General features: G+C 67.1%; 19 protein-coding genes. 6 read left to right on the top strand and 13 right to left on the bottom strand.

What is annotated here, in order from left to right; all coding sequences use genetic code 11:
• Positions 1 to 32 precede the first annotated feature (32 nt).
• From epmA to CQW49_RS20555, 3 genes are all read left to right on the top strand, one after another.
• Positions 33 to 1,085 (top strand): EF-P lysine aminoacylase EpmA, encoded by a 1,053-nt coding sequence (epmA, locus tag CQW49_RS20545; RefSeq protein WP_024749443.1) that lies wholly within the window; start codon positions 33 to 35, stop codon positions 1,083 to 1,085.
• Positions 1,086 to 1,230: 145 nt separating this feature from the next.
• Positions 1,231 to 1,929 carry an HAD family hydrolase gene (locus tag CQW49_RS20550; RefSeq protein WP_003611541.1) on the top strand — a complete coding sequence of 233 codons (699 nt, stop codon included), beginning with the start codon at positions 1,231 to 1,233 and terminating at the stop codon, positions 1,927 to 1,929.
• 126 nt (positions 1,930 to 2,055) lie between these two features.
• Positions 2,056 to 2,649, top strand: a complete 594-nt coding sequence (locus CQW49_RS20555; RefSeq protein WP_003611540.1) for a hypothetical protein — start codon at positions 2,056 to 2,058, stop codon at positions 2,647 to 2,649.
• A gap of 325 nt (positions 2,650 to 2,974) precedes the next feature.
• On the opposite strand, the gene CQW49_RS20560 is transcribed toward CQW49_RS20555, so the two are convergent.
• Positions 2,975 to 3,718 carry an outer membrane protein gene (locus tag CQW49_RS20560; RefSeq protein WP_003611539.1) on the bottom strand — a complete coding sequence of 248 codons (744 nt, stop codon included), beginning with the start codon at positions 3,716 to 3,718 and terminating at the stop codon, positions 2,975 to 2,977.
• A 145-nt stretch (positions 3,719 to 3,863) separates the two neighbouring features.
• Positions 3,864 to 4,706 carry a CAF17-like 4Fe-4S cluster assembly/insertion protein YgfZ gene (ygfZ, locus tag CQW49_RS20565; RefSeq protein WP_003611538.1) on the bottom strand — a complete coding sequence of 281 codons (843 nt, stop codon included), beginning with the start codon at positions 4,704 to 4,706 and terminating at the stop codon, positions 3,864 to 3,866.
• A 176-nt stretch (positions 4,707 to 4,882) separates the two neighbouring features.
• On the opposite strand from ygfZ, the gene CQW49_RS20570 reads away from it, so the two are divergent.
• Entirely contained in the window at positions 4,883 to 6,217 is a 1,335-nt protein-coding gene (locus CQW49_RS20570) for a dihydroorotase (protein WP_003611537.1), read from the top strand.
• 39 nt (positions 6,218 to 6,256) lie between these two features.
• Here CQW49_RS20570 and CQW49_RS20575 read toward each other — a convergent pair whose 3' ends face one another.
• From CQW49_RS20575 to CQW49_RS20605, 7 genes are all read right to left on the bottom strand, one after another.
• Positions 6,257 to 7,048 carry an ABC transporter permease gene (locus tag CQW49_RS20575; RefSeq protein ID WP_003611536.1) on the bottom strand — a complete coding sequence of 264 codons (792 nt, stop codon included), beginning with the start codon at positions 7,046 to 7,048 and terminating at the stop codon, positions 6,257 to 6,259.
• On the bottom strand, positions 7,045 to 7,962 hold the full coding sequence (locus CQW49_RS20580) for an ABC transporter permease (RefSeq protein ID WP_003611535.1): 918 nt from the start codon (positions 7,960 to 7,962) through the stop codon (positions 7,045 to 7,047). The genes CQW49_RS20575 and CQW49_RS20580 overlap by 4 nt, the downstream gene beginning before the upstream one ends.
• Before the next feature lie 250 nt (positions 7,963 to 8,212).
• Positions 8,213 to 9,256, bottom strand: coding sequence for an ABC transporter ATP-binding protein (locus tag CQW49_RS20585; protein ID WP_003611532.1), 1,044 nt, complete (start codon positions 9,254 to 9,256; stop codon positions 8,213 to 8,215).
• 30 nt (positions 9,257 to 9,286) lie between these two features.
• Positions 9,287 to 9,991 carry a class I SAM-dependent methyltransferase gene (locus CQW49_RS20590; RefSeq protein WP_024749442.1) on the bottom strand — a complete coding sequence of 235 codons (705 nt, stop codon included), beginning with the start codon at positions 9,989 to 9,991 and terminating at the stop codon, positions 9,287 to 9,289.
• Positions 9,973 to 10,440: a DNA polymerase III subunit chi gene (locus tag CQW49_RS20595; RefSeq protein WP_003611529.1), complete on the bottom strand. Its 468-nt coding sequence runs from the start codon at positions 10,438 to 10,440 to the stop codon at positions 9,973 to 9,975. Before CQW49_RS20595 ends, CQW49_RS20590 begins: the two co-directional genes overlap by 19 nt.
• Before the next feature lie 265 nt (positions 10,441 to 10,705).
• Positions 10,706 to 11,482, bottom strand: coding sequence for an exodeoxyribonuclease III (gene xth / locus CQW49_RS20600; protein WP_003611527.1), 777 nt, complete (start codon positions 11,480 to 11,482; stop codon positions 10,706 to 10,708).
• Positions 11,483 to 11,595: 113 nt separating this feature from the next.
• Complete coding sequence (locus CQW49_RS20605) at positions 11,596 to 12,162, bottom strand: flavodoxin family protein (RefSeq protein WP_003611525.1); 567 nt, start codon at positions 12,160 to 12,162, stop codon at positions 11,596 to 11,598.
• Positions 12,163 to 12,253: 91 nt separating this feature from the next.
• Here CQW49_RS20605 and CQW49_RS20610 point away from each other — a divergent pair, with 91 nt between their 5' ends.
• Positions 12,254 to 13,156 (top strand): LysR family transcriptional regulator, encoded by a 903-nt coding sequence (locus CQW49_RS20610; RefSeq protein ID WP_003611522.1) that lies wholly within the window; start codon positions 12,254 to 12,256, stop codon positions 13,154 to 13,156.
• A 16-nt stretch (positions 13,157 to 13,172) separates the two neighbouring features.
• A complete protein-coding gene (locus CQW49_RS20615) occupies positions 13,173 to 13,781 on the top strand; it encodes an HAD family hydrolase (protein ID WP_003611520.1) in 609 nt (202 codons plus the stop codon).
• A gap of 9 nt (positions 13,782 to 13,790) precedes the next feature.
• Here CQW49_RS20615 and pyrF read toward each other — a convergent pair whose 3' ends face one another.
• The 4 genes from pyrF to dnaK all read right to left on the bottom strand — a co-directional run bounded on the left by pyrF (position 13,791) and on the right by dnaK (position 19,045).
• A complete protein-coding gene (gene pyrF / locus CQW49_RS20620) occupies positions 13,791 to 14,501 on the bottom strand; it encodes an orotidine-5'-phosphate decarboxylase (protein WP_003611518.1) in 711 nt (236 codons plus the stop codon).
• Between the two features lies 1 nt (position 14,502).
• Complete coding sequence (locus CQW49_RS20625; protein WP_024749441.1) at positions 14,503 to 15,108, bottom strand: class I SAM-dependent methyltransferase; 606 nt, start codon at positions 15,106 to 15,108, stop codon at positions 14,503 to 14,505.
• 269 nt (positions 15,109 to 15,377) lie between these two features.
• On the bottom strand, positions 15,378 to 16,496 hold the full coding sequence (dnaJ, locus tag CQW49_RS20630) for a molecular chaperone DnaJ (RefSeq protein ID WP_003611514.1): 1,119 nt from the start codon (positions 16,494 to 16,496) through the stop codon (positions 15,378 to 15,380).
• A gap of 644 nt (positions 16,497 to 17,140) precedes the next feature.
• Positions 17,141 to 19,045 (bottom strand): molecular chaperone DnaK, encoded by a 1,905-nt coding sequence (dnaK, locus tag CQW49_RS20640; RefSeq protein WP_003611512.1) that lies wholly within the window; start codon positions 19,043 to 19,045, stop codon positions 17,141 to 17,143.
• Positions 19,046 to 19,156: the final 111 nt, after the last annotated feature.

Genomic DNA, 19,156 nt, shown 5'->3' on the forward strand with positions numbered 1-19,156 from the left:
ACCTCTCGCTCTCGAACCGGTATGGCCGAGGAATGACGCGAGTGTCGCCCTGGTGGGCCCGCGATGTTTACGCCGATCGCAAGCCTTTTCTCAAGGCTCGCGCCAAAATTGCCGCCGCTCTCAGGCAGTTTTTCGCCCGCGAGGGTTTTTGCGAGGTCGAGACGGCGGCGCTGCAGCTATCGCCGGGCAATGAGACCCATATCTCCGCCTTCGCCACCGATCTCATCGACTCCGCGGGCGCGGCGAGCCGGCTCTATCTGCATACATCTCCCGAATTCTCCTGCAAGAAGCTGCTGGCGGCGGGGGAGGAGCGCATTTTCACCTTCTCCCGCGTGTTCCGCAATCGCGAGCGCTCGGCCCTGCACCATCCCGAATTCACCATGCTGGAATGGTATCGCGCCGGCGCGCCGCCGGAGCGGGTGATGGAGGATTGCGCCGGCCTCCTCGCCGCCGCCGCCGAGGCCGTGGGCGCCGAGCGCTTCGTCCATCGTGGCTCCAGCGTCGACGCGTTCGAGGAGCCGGAGGCGATCTCCTGCCGCGAGGCCTTCGATCGCTATGCGGGGATTGACCTTGCCGCGCTGATCGGCGACCGTGACGGCCTCGCCCGCGCCGCCGTCCGCGACGGGATACGCGTCACGCCGGACGATAGCTGGTCGGACCTCTTCAGCAAGATCCTGTCCGAGAAAGTGGAGCCGCAGCTCGGCCGCTCGCGCGCGACCCTGCTATGCGATTATCCGTTGAGCGAGGCGGCGCTGGCGCGGCCCAAGGCGCAGGACCCGCGTTTCGCCGAGCGATTCGAATTATTCGCCTGCGGGGTGGAGCTCGCCAATGGTTTCGGCGAGCTGACCGATCCGATCGAGCAGCGTCGGCGCTTCGAGGAGCAGATGGAGGAGCGCCAGCGCATCTATGGCGAGCGCTATCCGATCGACGCGGATTTTTTGGCGGCGCTGGCGCAAATGCCGCCGGCGAGCGGCGTCGCCCTCGGCTTCGACCGCCTGGTGATGCTGGCGACCGGGGCGGAGCGGATCGAGCAGGTGCTGTGGACGCCGGTGGCGGAGGCAGGGACGCAAGGCGTTTCAGGATAGGGCGTTTTCTCCCGCAGGCGGGAGAAGCCGTCGCGCGTCGACAGTCGGCTGCTCATTCTGCCGACACGCGCCCGTGACCTGTTCGTCATCGGAACGCGTTGCGAATCGGGTTCTTCTCGCAGGGGGCCAGCGAGAGGACGCTCATATGTTCCCTCATCCGGTGGAGGCCGTCGTCTTCGATATGGACGGCACGCTGCTCGACACCGAGCGGCTCTACGTCGACGCCTGGATCGATGCGGGCCGCGCTGTCGGCGTCGACATCGGCCGCGAGTTCTGTCTCGCCATGATCGGCCGGCCGATGCAGGATTGCGAGGCGCTGATGCTCGAGCGCTTCGGGCCGGACGTCCCGCTCGACGCCTTGGTCGACGCCTGCGGCGCCTTCGTCGGCGGCGCCTCGCGGGCCGGCGTTCCGCTGAAGCCCGGGGCGCGCGAGCTGGTCGAATATCTCACGGCGATGAATATTCCGCTCGCCGTCGCCACCTCCTCGCGCCGTCCGACCGCCGAGCATCATCTCGGCCGCTCCGGCCTGCTCGCCCATTTCTCCGCGCTGGTGACGCGTGACGATGTCGCGCGCGGCAAGCCGCACCCCGAATCCTATCTGCTGGCGGCGCGGGCGCTGGGCGCGCCGCCGCAGCGCTGTCTCGCCATAGAGGATTCGCCGACCGGCCTGCGCTCGGCCGTGGCCGCAGGCGCCATGACCATTCTCGCGCCCGATCTGATCGCGCCCTCGCCCGAGGAGCGGGGACTCTGCCTCGCGGTCGTGGACGGTCTGGGCGAAGCCTTGGCGCTGCTGCGGGCGCATGAGCGCGGCCGGCGGCTGGCCGTGGCGGCGGCGCCGGGCTGAGGCGCTTCGGCCGCGCTTCCCGGGCGCAGCCGCCGGCGACGCGATGCGAAGGCGCGCGGACAATTGCAAAATAATACGAAACATCGCAATTTCAGGCGCCATGATGTTTCGGGGAGAATCCGGGAATTGGTCGCGCGTCGTCTTTCGAGCCCGCTTCGGGTCGCTTCCGCCGCTTTCGCCGTCCTCTGCGCGCCGCAGGCGCTCGCGGCCGGCTGGCATTATTATGATCCCGAGTGTCCGATAGCGCTCGGCGGCTCCAAGACGATGAAATTCGTCGCCATGCAGCCGAAGAAGAATATCGATCGCGTCTGCGACGTTCTGCCCGACACGGGGGCGACCGTCATCGCGCTCGACGCTCCCGACGCCGAGCTGCGCGAGATGAATTGGGATATTCGCGTCATCCGCGACAGCGAGGCGGCCGGCGCCGGCGAGCCGTCCGAGGCCGACACGGTGCTGCGTCTGCCGTCGCAGAAATACCGGAACGGCATGGTCAATTTCGACGTGAATATCGCCGGCCCCGGCAAATATAGCCTCTATGCGCGGCTTTCCAGCGACGATGGCGCGAAGGAGTTCGTCGGGCGGCACCATTTCACGGTCGGCCTGCTCGATAATACCGAACTCTACGCTTATATCTTCTTTGCCGGCCTCGTCGCCGCGGTCGGCGGTCGTTTCGCTTATCTGCGCCTGCGCAAGGAATCCGCGGCCACGACGAAATCCTGAAGGCTCCGGCGCATGTTCGGCCGATTTGACAGGGCTGAGAGAGCGAGCCAACAGGCTCGCGCGCTCCTGGCGCAGCCCACCTGGACCGCGAGACTGTTGGCTCGCTCTCGAGGCCCGTCGGTTTCGATGAAGCAATGACTAGAGCGCTTTCCGATCGAACGGAACCGTTCGATCGATCAGAATTTGCTCTCTAAATAATTCGACACCACCGCATCGGAGCTGCGAAAACTCGCGAACTCCGACGCGGCGGCGTGGACTTCCCCCATTCGAAGCGTCGGGACGATCCGACGCGGGGCCGTCAAACGGCGCGGCCCCTCACTTCAAATCAATACTTCGCGACGACCGGAGCCGGCGGCGGAGCGAACAGGTTGAAGTGATAGTTCACGCCCGCACGAACCGATTGGACGTGCACGCGCTGCTCGAAGTTGTTGAATCCGCCCCAATCGGAAGAGCCGATGTCGGTATAGAGATACTCGACCTTAGCCGACCAGTTCGGCGCGAACAGCCACTCGAGGCCGCCGCCGGCGGTCCAGCCGGTGCCGGTCTGGCCGAGCGTGCCGAGGAGCGCATGCTTCAGACGAACGTCGCCATAGGCGAAGCCGCCCGTGCCGTAGATCAGCAGCTCGGGGCTGAACAGGGTGGTGCCGATGCGAGCGCGAACGGTGCCGAACCAGTCAACGGCGCGCGTGGTGCCGAGGAAGGACGGACCATTGTCGCCGATGTTGGCGGCCTGCATGTCGGCCTCGACGCCGACGACCCACGCCGGATGGAACTGATAGTTATAACCGACCTGGCCGCCGCCGACGACGCCGCCGTTCGAGCTGCCATTGTCGGCCACATTCGGCGCGCCCGCGACCCAGCCGGCGCCATTCCAGCCGGTGATGGAATTGCCGCGCGTGTAATTGTCGAGCCAGCCATAGCCCACATTGGCGCCGAGGTAGAAGCCCGTCCACATCGGCGGCGGCGGCGGCGGCGGCAACATCGGCGGAGCCTTGCGGCTGGGAAGGTCGGCGGCGAGCGCGGCATGGGCCGTGGTCGCAAGCAAAGCGCCGAGCAAGAACCTCTTCATTTTTTCAACCTCACGATTCGACTGCCCCGTTCGCGCTTATAGCAGGCCTTACGAAATTAGACCTAGGCAATGTCGCGGAGCCGACGCAATTTCCGGCGACCGCGACTTTTTCGCCACAGTCGGGGACAGTCGATCGAGGTCGGGATCAAGCCTCCGGCACGGAAAAGTCGAGCGCGATCCCGCCGGCCAGCGGCACGGCGCCGCCGGACTTGGCGTCGGCGAGCCGGTCGAGCCGAATCAGCGCCAGGCCTTCGCCGCCGACGGCCGAGCCGGTCACGCCGATCTCGACCTCGCCCGCCTTCACCGGCGTGCCCGGAGCGGGAGCGGGGCCCTGCGCATGGAAAGTGGTGACGCGCTTGCGCACCGGGCCGCGGTGTTTCATGCGCGAGACCACCTCCTGACCGAGGAAGCAGCCCTTCTTGAAGTCGACGCCGGCCAGACGGTCCATATTGGCTTCATGCGGGAAGGCGTCGCCATAATCGAAATCGATCCCGCCGTCGGGCGCGGCGGCGGCGATTCGCTTCGCGTCATAGAGCGCGCGCGGCGCGGTGGCGACGGTGACGGCCAGCGCCTTGGCGACGAGGCCGCGCCAGCCGAGCGTCGGCGCGCGCGGGTCGGCGGCGAGGGCGATGGCGTCGATCTCGGGCTTTTCCGCCGCCTCGGGAAAAGCAACGCTGGCGAATTCACCGCTGCGGTCGGTCAAGGTCACGGCGGCGCGCAGCTTGTAGAATTTCAGCCGGTCGAGCAGCGTCTCCTTCAGCGCCGCCGGGCAGTCGAGCAGGAACACGAGCCCGTCCTCGGCCGCTTTGGCGAAGATCATGAAATCGGTGATGATCTTGCCCTGGGGCGTCAGCAGCGCGGCGAAGCGCGCCTCGCCCGCCGCGAGCGAGTTCACGTCATTGGTGAGGATGCCGTGCAGGAATTTCGCCGCGTCGGGTCCGGCGACCTCGACGACGCCGCGATCCGAGAGAAGAGTGGCGCTGGCCATTGTCCGATGTGCTCCAAATGTCGGCGAATCGACAGGGCCGCTCGTCGCGGCTCCAGGCGCATGGCGGGTTCCGGCCGGCGTCGGAGTGCGCTAGATCGTGTCTCGAGGCGAGCGCAGCCTTCATTCGCGTCGAAGATAAGTTCGCTGCCCAGAGTCCTGCAAGCGAGGCGCCAGCTATGCGCGAAACCTATGATATCATTCTGAGCGGCGGAATGCTCGTCAATCATGACGGCGTCGGCCCCCGCGACGTCGCCATCGCCAGCGGCCGCATCGCCGAGATCGGCGATCTCTCGCGGGCCTCGGCCGGGGAGCGCGTCGATTGCGCGGGACTTCATATATTGCCGGGAGTCATCGACAGCCAGGTGCATTTCCGTGAGCCCGGCGCGACGCATAAGGAAGATTTGGAGACCGGCGCGCGCGGCGCCGTTCTCGGCGGGGTCGTCGCCGTCTTCGAAATGCCCAACACTCGGCCCTTGACCACCGGCGCCGCCGAGCTCGCGGACAAGGTGGCGCGGGCCAAGGGCAGGGCGCATTGCGATTTCGCCTTCTGGGTCGGCGGCACGCATGACAATATCCGGGACATCCCGGAGCTCGAGCGTCTGCCCGGCGCCGCCGGGATCAAAGTGTTCATGGGCTCCTCGACCGGCTCGCTGCTGGTCGCCGACGACGCCGGAATCGCCGCTATTCTCTCGCAGACGCGCCGGCGCGCCGCCTTCCACAGCGAGGACGAATATCGCCTCGAGGAGCGCAAGCCTCTGCGCGTTCCTGGCGATCCGACCTCACATCCCCTCTGGCGCGACGAGATCGTGGCGCTGCGCTCGACCGAGCGGCTGCTGCGCATCGCGAGAGAGAAAGGCGCGCTCGTTCATGTGCTGCATATCTCCACCGCCGAGGAGATCGAATTTCTCGCCGCACACAAGGATATCGCCAGCGTCGAGGTGACGCCGCACCATCTGACGCTCGATGCGGAGGCCTATGTGCGGCTCGGCACGCTGGCGCAGATGAATCCGCCGGTGCGCGACGCGCGGCATCGCGACGGGCTGTGGCGGGGCGTCGCGCAGGGGATCGTCGATGTGCTCGGCTCCGACCATGCGCCGCATACGCTCGAGGAAAAAGCCAAGCCCTATCCGGAGAGCCCCTCCGGCATGACCGGCGTGCAGACGCTCGTGCCCTTGATGCTCGATCATGTGAACGCCGGGCGGCTGACGCTCCAGCGTCTCGTCGATCTGACCAGCGCCGGCCCGGCGCGCCTCTTCGGCCTCGCCGGCAAGGGACGCGTCGCCGCCGGCTATGACGCCGATCTCACCGTCGTCGATCTGAAGCGCCGCGAGACTATCCGCAACGACTGGATCGCCTCGCGCTGCGGCTGGACGCCCTATGACGGGGTGGAGGTGACCGGCTGGCCGATCGGGACCTTTGTCCGCGGCGTGAAGGTGATGTGGGATGGCGAGCTGCTCGCGCCGGGGACGGGCGAGCCGATACGCTTTCAGCAGGCGCTGAGGCAGAGTTGAGCTATCGACGCACGTCTGGATGAAGGCGACGCTGGTCTTTCACCCCGCGCCGCCGCCCTTGGCGCGTCCGCGCGTCAGCAGCGCGGATGCCGTCAGAATCAACGCGACGAAACCGAGCAGCAGGGTCGAGATCGCATTGACTTCCGGCGAGACGCCGAGCCGCACCTGCGAATAGATGCGCATCGGCAGCGTCGTCGCGCCCGGGCCGGTGGTGAAGCTGGCGATGACGAAATCATCGAGCGACAGAGTGAAGGCGAGCAGATAGGCGCTGACGACGCTCGGCGCGATCAGCGGCAGAGTGACGAGCAGAAAGGCGCGGAAGGGCGTGGCGCCGAGATCGGCCGCGGCCTCCTCGAGCGTCGGGTCGCAGTCCTTCAGCGCGGCGTGAATCATGACAGTGGCGAAGCACATGGTGAAGGCGGCGTGCGCCAGCACCAGAGTGACGAAGCCGCGCTCGACGTCGAGCGCGACGAAGACCAGCAGCAGACCGAGGCCGAAAACCACTTCCGGCAGCACGAGCGGCGCATAGAGCGCGCCGGCGAACAGCGAGCGGCCCCGAAAGGCGCGAAACCGCGCCAGCGCCACCGCCGCCAGCACGCCGTTGACGGTCGCGATCAGCGCCGACAGCGCAGCGGCGGACAGGCTGACTCCGGCGGCCTGCAGCATGCGCTCGTCATGGGCGAGCGCCGCGTACCATTTGGTCGAGAAGCCGCCCCAGACGGTGACGAGCCGCGAGGCGTTGAAGCTCATCGCGGTGAGGATCGCGATCGGTCCATAGAGAAAGGCGAAGCCGAGAACGAGCGTCGCATTGCGGAGAAGGCGCGCGCTCATCGCTGCCCCTCGCGCATCTGCGCGCGCTCGAAGAAGAGGATCGGAACCAGCAGCAGCGCCAGCAGAGTGACGGCGGCGGCGCAGGCCGCGGGCCAGTCGCGATTGGCGAAGAAGTCGTTCCACAAGCTGCGGCCGATCATCAGCGTGTCGGAGCCGCCGAGAAGATCGGGAATGACGAATTCGCCGACCGCGGGAATGAAGACGAGCAGCGCCCCGGCGATGATTCCGCGCCGCGACAGCGGCAGGGTGACGCGCAGAAACACAGCGGCCGGCGAGGCGCCGAGATCGGCCGCCGCCTCGCGTAAGGACGGGTCTTGTCCTTCGATCGCCGCATAGAGCGGCAGCAGCATGAAGGGCAGATAGGAATAGACGATGCCGATGACGACGGCGCCGCGCGTCGCGAACAAGGGCAGGGGCGCGTCGATCAGACCGAGCCACATCAATGCGTGATTGATGAATCCCTCATCCTTCAGCAGCGCGATCCAGGCGTAGACGCGGATGAGAAAGCTCGTCCAGAAAGGCGCGACCGCGAGGCCGATCAGCAACGGACGCCAGCGCCGCGGCGCGCGCGCGATGGCGAGCGCGAAAGGATAAGCGATGAGCAGCGAGATCAGCGTCGCCGCTCCGGCGATGCCGAGCGAGGAGAGATAGGAGTCGAGATAGAGCGAGTCCGCCGCGAGGCCGCGATAGGCGTCGAAGCCGAGCTGCGCGAGCTTTGCGACGACGCCATTCGTAAGATCGAAGACGGGCTCATAGGGCGGGCGCGCCTGCGTCGGCTGCGACAGCGAGATTTTGACGATGAGCGCGAAGGGCGCGAGGAAGAACAGCGCGATCCACGCCGCAGGCGCGGCGATGACGAGCCATTCGCCGCGCGTGAGCTTGCGGGGCTTGCCGGGGGGCGGGGACTGGCTCATCTCGAGGCGCCGAAGCAGATGTCTCGAAGCCTATCCGCTGCGACGCTCTGGCAGTGGAGGGCGCGTCCCTCTCCCAGAGGGAGAGGGTGGCCGCGGAGCGGCCGGGTGAGGGGTTCCCGTCTCCCTGATATTCGCGTGTTCCCCTCATCCGACCCGGCTTCGCCGGGCCACCTTCTCCCTATGGGAGAAGGAGTCGCGCTCGAGCGCGCCGGGCTTTCTTTCCGCGGAGTCGTGTTGTGAAGCGTTCGCATCATTCGTCCGCGAAGAGCCGCGCCGCTTCGGGCGCGATCGTCACGCATGCGGCGTCGCCGATCGCTACGCCCGGCCCGTCATTGGCGCTGCGCGAGATGCGCAGAATTTCGCCGCCGGAAAGGCGCAGGCGGATGTGAATGGCGCTGCCGCGAAAGGCCACATCCTCGACTATTCCCTCGACCCCGTCCGGGGAGAGCGCGATGCGCTCCGGCCGCACGGCCAGCACAACCTTGGCGCCTTCGCGAAGCTCCGAGCGCGGCGCCGGAAGGCGCCCGAAGGCGCCGACGAACGCCTCGCCTGCGATGCGGCCCGAGAGAAAATTCATCTCGCCGATGAAGGAGGCGACGAAGCGCGTCGCCGGCCGCTCATAGACCTCGGCTGGCGCGCCGATCTGCTCGATGCGTCCGGCGCGCATCACCGCTATGCGGTCGGCCATCGCCATCGCCTCGTCTTGATCATGAGTGACGACGACGAAGCTCGTCTTCAGCTTCCTCTGAATTTCCTTCAGCTGAAATTGCGTTTCCTCCCGCAATTGCCGGTCGAGCGCGCCCAGGGGCTCGTCGAGCAGCAATAGGCGCGGCCCGGGCGCGAGCGCGCGCGCCAGAGCGACGCGCTGCTTCTGCCCGCCGGAGAGTTGATCGGGGCGCCGCTTCTCGACGCCGGCGAGCTTCACCATGTCGAGAAGCTCGGCGACGCGCGCGCGGATCACGCCCTTGTCCTTGCCCTGGCGGCGTAGGCCGAAGGCGACATTCTCGAACACCGAGAGATGCGGAAACAGCGCATAGGATTGGAACATCAGATTGACCGGGCGCCGATGCGGCGGCGCGCCGCTCATATCCACGCCGGCGATCTCGATGCGTCCCGCATCCGGCGTCTCGAGGCCGGCGACGAGCCGCATCAAAGTGGTCTTGCCGCAGCCCGACGGCCCGAGCAGCGCGAAGAACTCGCCTTTTCCCACCTCGAGCGACACATCGTCCAGCGCCGTGACGGCGCTGAAGCGCTTCGACACGCCTTGGATCGAGAGTAGCGGCGCGTCGGTCATGCTGCTCCCGGCGATTGGACCCAAGAGCCCTCAGGCTCGCACGAACGCCGCCCGCCAATGGCGGACCATGACGTCGGTCGCGGGAATATCCTCGAGCGTCTCGAGACGCAAGCCGTCGACCGCCAGCGCCTCGACCCGGCTCTTCGTCAGCGGCCAGGGCGGGCCGGCGACGTGCTGCCCCTCGTCGCGCGCCCGCGTGACGACCAGCAGCGTTCCGCCGGGCGCGACCAGCGCCGCGAGGGCCGGCGCCGCTTGGTCGAGCAGCGCGTCCGGCAGCGCCTGCAGCGTGTAGCATTCATGGACGAGATCGAAGGCGCCGCGCCACTCCGGCGGCGGCGCGAACAGATCCGCGGCGCGATAATCGACCGGGCTCTCGGGGAAGCGGCGCTTGGCCCAGAGGACCGCCGCCTCGACGAGATCGAAGGCGCAGACGCTCGCGCCGGCGGCGGCCAGCGCCTCGGCGTTGTCGCCGAGCCCGCAGCCGACGTCGAGCGCGCGGCCCGCGAGCCGGCGCCCGGCGAGCCAGGAGGCGAGCAGCGGATGCGGCGCGAGATTGGCCCAGGGCACGCCGGCCGGATCGTCCTCGGCGAGGCGATAGACCGCCTCGAACCAGTCCTTGCGCTGCGGATCGGCGGTCTCGCCGCCGGGCTGCTTGTGCGGATCGATCGCGTCGAGCCGCGCCCGCGCCGCCGTGCGGCGGGCGTAGAACTCCTCGTTCACGCTTGCTTCTCCCATTTGCCGTCGTCGTTCTGGCGCCAATAGGAGAGCTGGTGGCCGGCCTCCTTCAGCGTCCGCCATTGCGCCCGCGCGTTCTGCAGCGCCGTCTCGTCATTGCCGTCGAACATCACCATGGCGCGCTGCGTCGGCGCCGCCGCCGGATCGGCGAGCACGGGCGCGGCCTCGGCGCTCTCGATGAAGACGCGCACATCGGCGCGGTTGGGATTGTCCGGCAAGAGCGTCAGAAACACCGGCTGCGATTGCGGATCGCCGTCGCGCTGCGTCCCATGCGGCAGGAAGCTCTCGGGATCATAGGACCACAAGAGTTCGTCGATCGTCGCGAGCCGCCGGGGGCTCGCCGCCTGCACCACGGCGCGCCAGCCGCGCGCCAGCGACAGCTCCAGCAGCTTGGGCAAAGCGCTCTCCAGCGGGCGGCGCTGCAGATGATAGAACCAGACCTCGGTCATCGGGGCCTCGTCCATGAGTGGCCGGCGGGCGCGCGGCCCGCCCTTCGAGACGCCCGCTTCGCGGGCTCCTCAGGGCGAGGGGCTGGTGTTTTCCGGCAAAGAACAATTCCCTCATCCGGAGGAGCGCCTGCAGGGCGCGTCTCGAAGGATGCTCCAGAGGGCGCGTCGCCCACAGAGCGAGCCTGAAGGCTCGCGGTCCAGGGGGCGCGCATCGGACCGCGAGCCTTCAGGCTCGCTCTTCGCAACGCGCTCGCGATGACGGGCCTCACTCCAGCTCGCATCGGATCGGCACATGGTCCGAGGGTTTTGCGCCGGCGCGCAGGTTCTTGTCGATCGTGACGCTCTGCAGCCGGTCGGCCGCTTGCGGCGACAAAAGCAGATGATCGATGCGGATGCCTTTGTTTCTCTGCCAGGCGCCCGCCTGATAATCCCAAAATGTGTAGAGCCCGGCGGCGTCGGTGGTCGCGCGCAGCGCCTCGGTGTAGCCGAGGTTCGTGAGCTCCTGGAATTTGGCCCGCGTCTGCGGCAGGAACAGCGCGTCGCCGGCCCAGGCGGCCGGATCATGCACGTCGCGCGCCGCAGGGATGACATTGTAATCGCCGGCGAGCACGACCGGCTCCTCGAGCGCGAGCAGGCTGGCCGCATGGGCGATGAGGCAATCCATGAAGGCGAGCTTATAGGCGTATTTTTCCGTCTCGGGCGGATTGCCGTTGGGCAGATAGATGCTGGCGACGCGCAGCGCGCCGCGATCGGTGGAGACAACGGCCTCTATGTAGCGGGCCTGCGGATCATGCTCGAATTTCGGCAGGCCGCGCACCACCTCGATCGGCGTCTTCGACAGGATGGCGACGCCGTTGAACGTCTTCTGCCCATGGGTCTCGACATTATAGCCGAGCTCCTCGATCTCGAGACGCGGGAAGGCCGCGTCCTCGCATTTGATCTCCTGAAGGCAGAGCACGTCCGGCGCGACCTCGCGCAAATAGGCGGTGAGTTGCTCCAGCCGCTGGCGGACGGAATTGACGTTCCATGTGGCGATGCGCAAGGGCCTGATCTCCGATCGGCGACCGGCCTTCGTCATAGAGCGCTTTCCGATCGAACGGAATTGTTCGATCGATCAGAATTCGCTCTAGCGCGTGGCGGGCGGGAATGAAACGCTCAGCCGCGCCAGCGGATCGCCGCTTTGGCCACGCGCTCGCCGAGCAGCTCCGCCGTCTTCAGATCGGCGGGCGGCGGGCCGAATTCCGGGCCCTGATCATTGTTCGACTGCGCCATCGCGCCGAGAAAGCCGCCGAGCCGGTTGATGTCCTCGACGCTGCCCTGGCTCGAATTATTGCCCGGCATGAGGCCGAGCCCGACCCAGATCATGCCCTGCTGCGCGGCATAAACGGCGAGATGCTGCAAAGTGGCGAGCTTGTCGCCGCTCTGGCTCGCCGAATTGGTGAAGCCGGCGGCGAGCTTGTCCTTCCAACCCTGTGTCGCCCACACTTTCGAGCTCGCGTCCATGAAGGCTTTGAACGGCGCCGAGACGCCGCCCATATAGGTCGGCGAGCCGAAGATGATCGCGTCGGCGCGCGCGAGATCGTCCCAATGCGCCTCGGCGTCCGCGACGCGAACCAATTGCGCGCTCGCTCCCGAGACCGAGCCGGCGCCGCGCGCCACGGCTTCCGCCTGCTTCTCCGTATGTCCATAACCGCTGTGATAGACGATCGCGATCTGAGCCATGGCGGCCTCCTTCGAATAGAGAGAGGCTAGCCGAAGCGAGGCGCGGAATAATTATGTGAGCTTTGAATTTATTGTCCTATGATTTTGAACAATGGATCTGCTCGAGGCCATGCGAGTCTTCGTCGCCGTCGCGGACGCCGGCAGCTTCACCGCCGCCGCCGAGCGGCTCGACCTGTCCCGCGCCATGGCAAGCAAGCATGTGATGGACCTCGAGGCGCGCCTCGGCGTGAGGCTGCTCGACCGCACGACGCGATCGGTCGGCGTCACCGAGGCCGGCGCGGCCTATGCGACGCGCTGCCGCGAGATCCTCGACGCCATCGCGACGGCCGAGCAGGAAGCGACGAGCCGCGCCGCCGAGCCGGTCGGGCGGCTGCGGGTGAGCGCTCCTTCCTTCTTCGGCGCGCGCTTCGTCGCGCCGCTCGTCGCCGCCTTCGCCGAGCGCCACCTGCGCGTCGGCGTCGAGCTGGCGCTCGACGACAAATTCGTCGATCTCGTCGAAGAGGGTTTCGATCTCGCCATTCGCATCGGCCGGCTCGAGGACAGCTCGCTGGTTGCGAGCCGCATCGCCTCGACGCGGCTCATGATCTGCGGCGCGCCGTCCTATCTCGACCGGCGCGGCCGCCCACGCGGGCCGGCCGATCTTTCCGGCCACGAATGTCTGCGCTACAGCCATGCGACCGTCGGCGCCGCTTGGCCTTTCGACGGTCCCGACGGGCCGGAGCTGGTGCGCCTGTCGAGCCGTTTCGCCAGCAACAGCGCCGAAGCTCTGTGCGCCATGGCCGTGGCCGGCCTCGGCCTCGTCTGCGCGCCGGATTTCTATGTCGCCGAGCCGCTGCGAGCGGGAGCGCTCGAGCAGGTTCTCGCCGATCGCATGATCGAGCCGCTCGGCATTTTCATCGTGCATCCCAGTCGCCGGCACGTCCCCTCGAAAGTCAGGGCCTTCATCGAATTCCTGACACGAGAATTGGCTATGCGCCCGCCCTTCGCCGCCTGATATCCCGGAGCGATCCATGACCTTTCCGACCACCGTCGTCTTCGACGTCGGCAATGTGCTGCTCGATTGGAATCCCCGTCATCTCTATCGCAAGCTGTTCGACGATCCCGCGGCGATGGAGATGTTCCTCGCCGAGGTTTGCACCCCGGCGTGGAATTGTGAATTGGACCGCGGCCGTCCTTTCGCCGAGGCGGTCGCCGATCTCGTCGCGCGCTTTCCCGATTTCGCCGATGCGATCCGCGCCTATGACGCGCGCTGGAGCGAGATGATCGCCGGCGAGATCGAGGGGACGGTGGCGCTGCTGGAGCGGCTCGCCGAGCGCGGCGTTCCGCTCTATGCGCTCACCAATCTCTCGGACGAAAAATATGAATCGCTCTATGAGCGCCACGCCTTCTTCCGGCGCTTCGCCGGCGTCCTCGTCTCCGGCCGCGTGAAGATGGTGAAGCCCGATCCCGCCATTTATCGGCTGCTGCTCGAGAGCTGCGAGCTTCGCGCAGAGCAGTGCCTGTTCATCGACGACTCGGCCGCGAATGTCGATGGCGCGCGGCGGGTCGGCCTGAGCGCCTTGCAGTTCGAGAGTCCGGCGCAGATCGAGCGGGTGCTCGTCGAGCTGCGCCTGCTCTGACCGCGCGCGTCAGGCCCGCCGCGCTCCGGCGATCTCCGCGACGATCCCCTCCGCCGCCGCGCGCTTGTCCTGCGCCTGCGTCACCGGGCGGCCGACGACGAGATGATCGGCGCCAGCGGCGATCGCCTCGGCCGGCGTCATCACCCGTTTCTGGTCGCCGAGCGCGGCGCCGGCGGGCCTCACGCCCGGCGTCACCAGCGTCATCTTCGGCCCGACGAGGGCGCGAATCGGCGCGACCTCCTGGGGCGACAGGATCAGCCCGTCGATGCCGATGTCGCGCGCCTGCGCGGCGCGGCGGGCGACGAGATCGGCGACACTCGTCGCATAGCCGGCCTCGGCGAGGTCGGAATCGTCATAGGAGGTCATCACGGTGACGGCGAGCAGCCGCAGGCCGCCGGCGCCCTGGCGCGCGGCGCGCATCGTCTGCGGAAACGCATGGACAGTGAGAAAATCCGCGCCGAGCCGCGCAATCTGCCGGGTCGCGCGCTCGACGGTCTGGCCGATGTCATGGAGCTTCAGATCGACGAAGACTTTTTTGCCCCCGCCCTTCAGCTCGTCGACGAGAGCGAGGCCCCCGCCATAGGCCAGCTCCATGCCGATCTTGTAGAAGGAGACGGCGTCGCCGAGCGTCGCGACCAGCGCACGCGCCGCCGCGACATCCTCGACATCCAGCGCGACGATGAGACGGTCGCGCGCCGGGATCGTCGCGCCGCCGCCCATGTCAGCCGGCCCGGCGGCTGTAGCGCCACACGCGCGCCGGCGGGATATTCGCCCACACCTGCGAGCCGACGGCCGAGAAGGAAGAGCTGTTCGGGTGGCGCTTCAGCGGCATGGGCGAGAACAGCCCATAGGTGAACTGGATCAATATGCCGCCCGGCGCCATCATGTCGAAGGCCTGGTCGAGCAGGCGCAGCCGGTCCGATTCGGGCTGGTTGAGCAGCGGCAGGCTGGAGACGACCGTCGAGATCGGCCCTTCGACCTTGCCGTCCAGCGTCTGCTTCAGCGAATAGGCGTCGCCCTGGACCACCTGGACGCCCGGAAAGCGCTGCCGCAGCAGATCGCAGAACCGGGCCTCATATTCGACGAGCAGCAGGCGCGAGGCCGGCACACCATGCTCGAGCAGAGCCTGGGTGACCGGCCCGGTGCCGGGGCCGAGCTCGACGACGGGGCCGGGCCGGGAGAGGTCGACATAGCTCGCCATGGCGCGGGCGAGCATCGGCCCGGACGGCGAGACGGCGCCGACGCCGCGGGGATTTTCCACCCATGACCGCAGAAAGCGCGCATTGTCGGCGAGAGCGGATTTCAGTGGCTCGATATTCAGTGACACGCTGAGACAGCCCCTCGATCGATTAAAATCGCGCGCGACCATGTACGAGGTCGCCCGCTCGGTCAATGGCGAGCGCTCATTTGCGCAGGAGAATCGGGTGAAGGCAAAACCTCCGACCCTCGTCCTGAGGAGCCCGCGAAGCGGGCGTCTCGAAGGACGGCAACAGGGAGAAACCTGAAGATTTCCCCCCGGCCGTTCTTCGAGACGCCGCCTGCGGCGGCTCCTCAGAACGAGGGTTGAGAATCGAGTCCTTTACCAGATTCCCCCGTTCATTTGCCGAACAGCTCCTTCATCTTCGCGAAGAAGCCGGTCGCCTCCGGATGCGTGTGATGCGAGGATTCCTCCTCGAATTCGGTGAGCAATTCGCGCTGGCGCTTATTGAGGCTCTGCGGCGTCTCGACGCTGATCTGCACATAGAGATCGCCGCTCTCGCGCCCGCGCAGCACCGGCATGCCCTTAGCTTTCACCTTGATCTGCTTGCCGGTTTGCGCGCCCTCGGGGATTTTGATGTCGGTCTCGCCGCCGTCGATCGTGTGGACGGTGATCTTGCCGCCGAGCGCGGCGCGCACCATCGAGATCGGCACGCGGCAATAGAGATCGGCGCCGTCGCGCTGGAAGAAGCTGTGCGGCTTAACCGAGAGGAAAATATAGAGATCGCCGGGCGGGCCGCCGCGCATGCCAGCCTCCCCTTCGCCGGCGAGGCGGATGCGGGTGCCGTCCTCGACGCCGGCCGGCACATTGACCGACAGCGTGCGCTCGATGGTGGTGCGCCCCGTGCCCGAGCAGACCGAGCAAGGATTGTCGATGATCTCGCCGCGGCCCTGGCAGGTCGGGCAGGTCCGTTCTATGGCGAAAAAGCCCTGCTGCGCGCGCACGCGGCCGTGGCCGGCGCAGGTCGGGCAGGTCTTGGGCTTGGAGCCCTTCTTGGCGCCGGTGCCTTCGCAGGCGGTGCAGGAGATCGAGGTCGGCAGCTTCAGCGTCGCCGCCTTGCCGTGAAAGGCCTCCTCGAGCGTGATCTCCATATTGTAGCGCAGGTCCGAGCCGCGCTCGCGCCCGGAGCCGCGGCCGCCGCTGCGCCGCCCCATGACCTCGCCGAAGAGATCGTCGAAAATGTCGGCCATCGAGGCGGCGAAGCCGTCGCCGGCGCCGAAGCCGCCGCCCTGCTCGAAGGCGGCGTGGCCGAAACGGTCATAGGCGGCGCGTTTCTGGGCGTCGGAGAGGCATTGATAAGCCTCGTTGATCTCCTTGAAGCGCGCCTCGGCTTCGGCGTCGCCGGGATTGCGGTCCGGATGATATTGCATCGCGGCCTTGCGAAAGGCGATCTTGAGCTCGACGTCGGTCGAAGTCTTGGCGACGCCGAGGATTTCATAGAAGTCGCGTTTGGACATGGGGTCGATCGATGGCAGTTGGAGAGCCGTCCTGCGGACGCGAGGCGCCTGAGGAGCGCAGACGGCTGATATAGGAACTCGGGCAAATCTGTTACCACGGTTCCCGGGCGACGCCAAAGCCGTCTCCGCGACGGAGAACCGCGGCGCGAGGTTCGCGTTTCGAGGAGATCGGGCGAGCGCGCGATCGCTCCGGGTTCATTTTTCCGACGGCCTCGCCTCGAGGCGGGGCAGACGGCCCAATAATTCCACGACACAATCTTCTGGACTGCGGCCGGCCGTGTCGATGACGATAGGGTCGCGCGGCCAGGGGTCCGGCCGGCTCCATCGTGTCGATGCGAAGGTAGCTCGAGGCGTCGCGCCAGCAATCTCGAGATGGTCGTCTTGCCCGATCCAGGAAGGCCGCTGAACACGACGAGCATGAGACGCCGATCCAGAAAAAACGATAACCCGACTCTCGACGCGCGACTCCTTCTCCCACTCGTGGGAGAACGTGGCCCCGCGAAGCGGGGTCGGATGAGGGCGCCCGAGTTTAGCGCGTCGTCGAATGTCAGCGGACTGCGACAGGGGCCCTCATCCGACCCTCGCTGACGCGAGGGCCACCTTCTCCCGCTCTGCGGGAGAAGGGAGCGCCCTTTTCTGCGACCTTACTTCTTCTTCTCGTCGCCGCCGACTTCCTTGAAGTCCGCGTCGATCACATCGTCCTGCGCATGGGTCTCGCCGGCGCCGGGGGCGGCGCCTTCGGAGGCCTGCGCCTTGTACATCGCCTCGCCGAGCTTCATCGAGGCCTGCGTCAGCTCATTGGTCTTGGCGCGGATCGTCTCCGCGTCCTCGCCCTCGAGAGCGGTCTTCAACGCGGCGATCGCCGTCTCGATCGCGCTCTTGTCGGCCGAGGACACCTTGTCGCCGAACTCGGCCACCGACTTCTCGGCCGAATGCACGGCCGCCTCGCCATGGTTCTTCACATCGACCAATTCGCGACGCGCCTTGTCCTCGGTCGCGTGGGCCTCGGCGTCCTTGACCATCTTGTCGATGTCCGCCTCGGAGAGGCCGCCGGACGCCTGGATGCGGATCTGCTGCTCCTTGTTGGTGGCCTTGTCCTTCGCCGTCACATTGACGATGCCATTGGCGTCGATGTCGAAGGTCACCTCGATCTGCGGCATGCCGCGCGGCGCCGGCGGAATGCCGACGAGGTCGAACTGGCCGAGCAGCTTATTGTCCTGCGCCATCTCGCGCTCGCCCTGGAACACGCGAATGGTGACCGCGGTCTGATTGTCCTCGGCGGTGGAGAACACCTGGCTCTTCTTGGTCGGGATGGTCGTGTTGCGGTCGATGAGGCGCGTGAACACGCCGCCCAGCGTCTCGATGCCGAGCGACAGCGGCGTCACGTCGAGCAGCAGCACGTCCTTCACATCGCCCTGCAGAACGCCGGCCTGCACCGCGGCGCCGATGGCGACCACCTCGTCCGGATTGACGCCCTTGTGCGGCTCCTTGCCGAAGAACTGCTTCACCACCTCCTGCACTTTCGGCATGCGGGTCATGCCGCCGACGAGCACCACTTCGCCGATCTCGGCCGCCGAGAGGCCGGCGTCCTTCAGCGCCTTGCGGCAGGGCTCGATGGTGCGCTGGATGAGATCGTCGACCAGCGCCTCGAATTTCGCGCGCGTCAGCTTCAGGGTCAGATGCTTCGGGCCCGAGGCGTCGGCGGTGATATAGGGCAAATTGATCTCGGTCTGCGTCGCGGACGAGAGCTCGATCTTCGCCTTTTCGGAGGCTTCCTTCAGGCGCTGAAGGGCGAGCTTGTCCTTCGTCAGGTCGATGCCCTGCTCCTTCTTGAACTCGCCGGCGAGATATTCGACGAGGCGGCTGTCGAAATCCTCGCCGCCGAGGAAAGTGTCGCCGTTCGTCGACTTCACCTCGAACACGCCGTCGCCGATCTCGAGGATCGACACGTCGAAGGTGCCGCCGCCGAGGTCATAGACCGCGATGGTGCCGGCGCCCTTCTTGTCGAGGCCATAGGCGAGCGCGGCCGCGGTCGGCTCGTTGATGATGCGCAGCACCTCGAGGCCGGCGATCTTGCCGGCGTCCTTGGTGGCTTGACGTTGCGCATCGTTGAAGTAAGCGGGGACGGTGATGACCGCCTGCGTGACATTCTGGCCGAGATAGGCCTCGGCCGTCTCCTTCATCTTCTGCAGGATGAAGGCGGAAATCTGCGAGGGCGAAAACTGCTTGCCGTCGGACTGCACCCAGGCGTCGCCGTTGGGCGCCTTGACGATCTTATAAGGAACGAGACCGATGTCCTTCTTGGTCATCGGATCTTCGAAGGAGCGGCCGATGAGGCGCTTGATGGCGAAGAAGGTGCGTTCCGGATTGGTGACCGCCTGACGCTTGGCCGGCTGGCCGACGAGACGCTCTCCGTCCTCGGTGAAAGCGACGATCGACGGCGTCGTGCGGGCGCCCTCGGCGTTCTCGATGACCTTGGGGCTCGACCCTTCCATGACGGCCACGCAGGAATTGGTCGTGCCGAGATCGATGCCGATGATTTTAGCCATATCGCCGTTCCTTTCATTCCAAATTTCGCCGGGTCCCGAAGCGGCCCGGCAAGAGCGGCCGGACGTGCGGCGGCTCGATCGAGCGGCCCGCCGGCCGTCGGCCGTTCACCG

The organism is Methylosinus trichosporium OB3b, from assembly GCF_002752655.1.
Classification (GTDB): Bacteria; Pseudomonadota; Alphaproteobacteria; order Rhizobiales; family Beijerinckiaceae; genus Methylosinus; species Methylosinus trichosporium.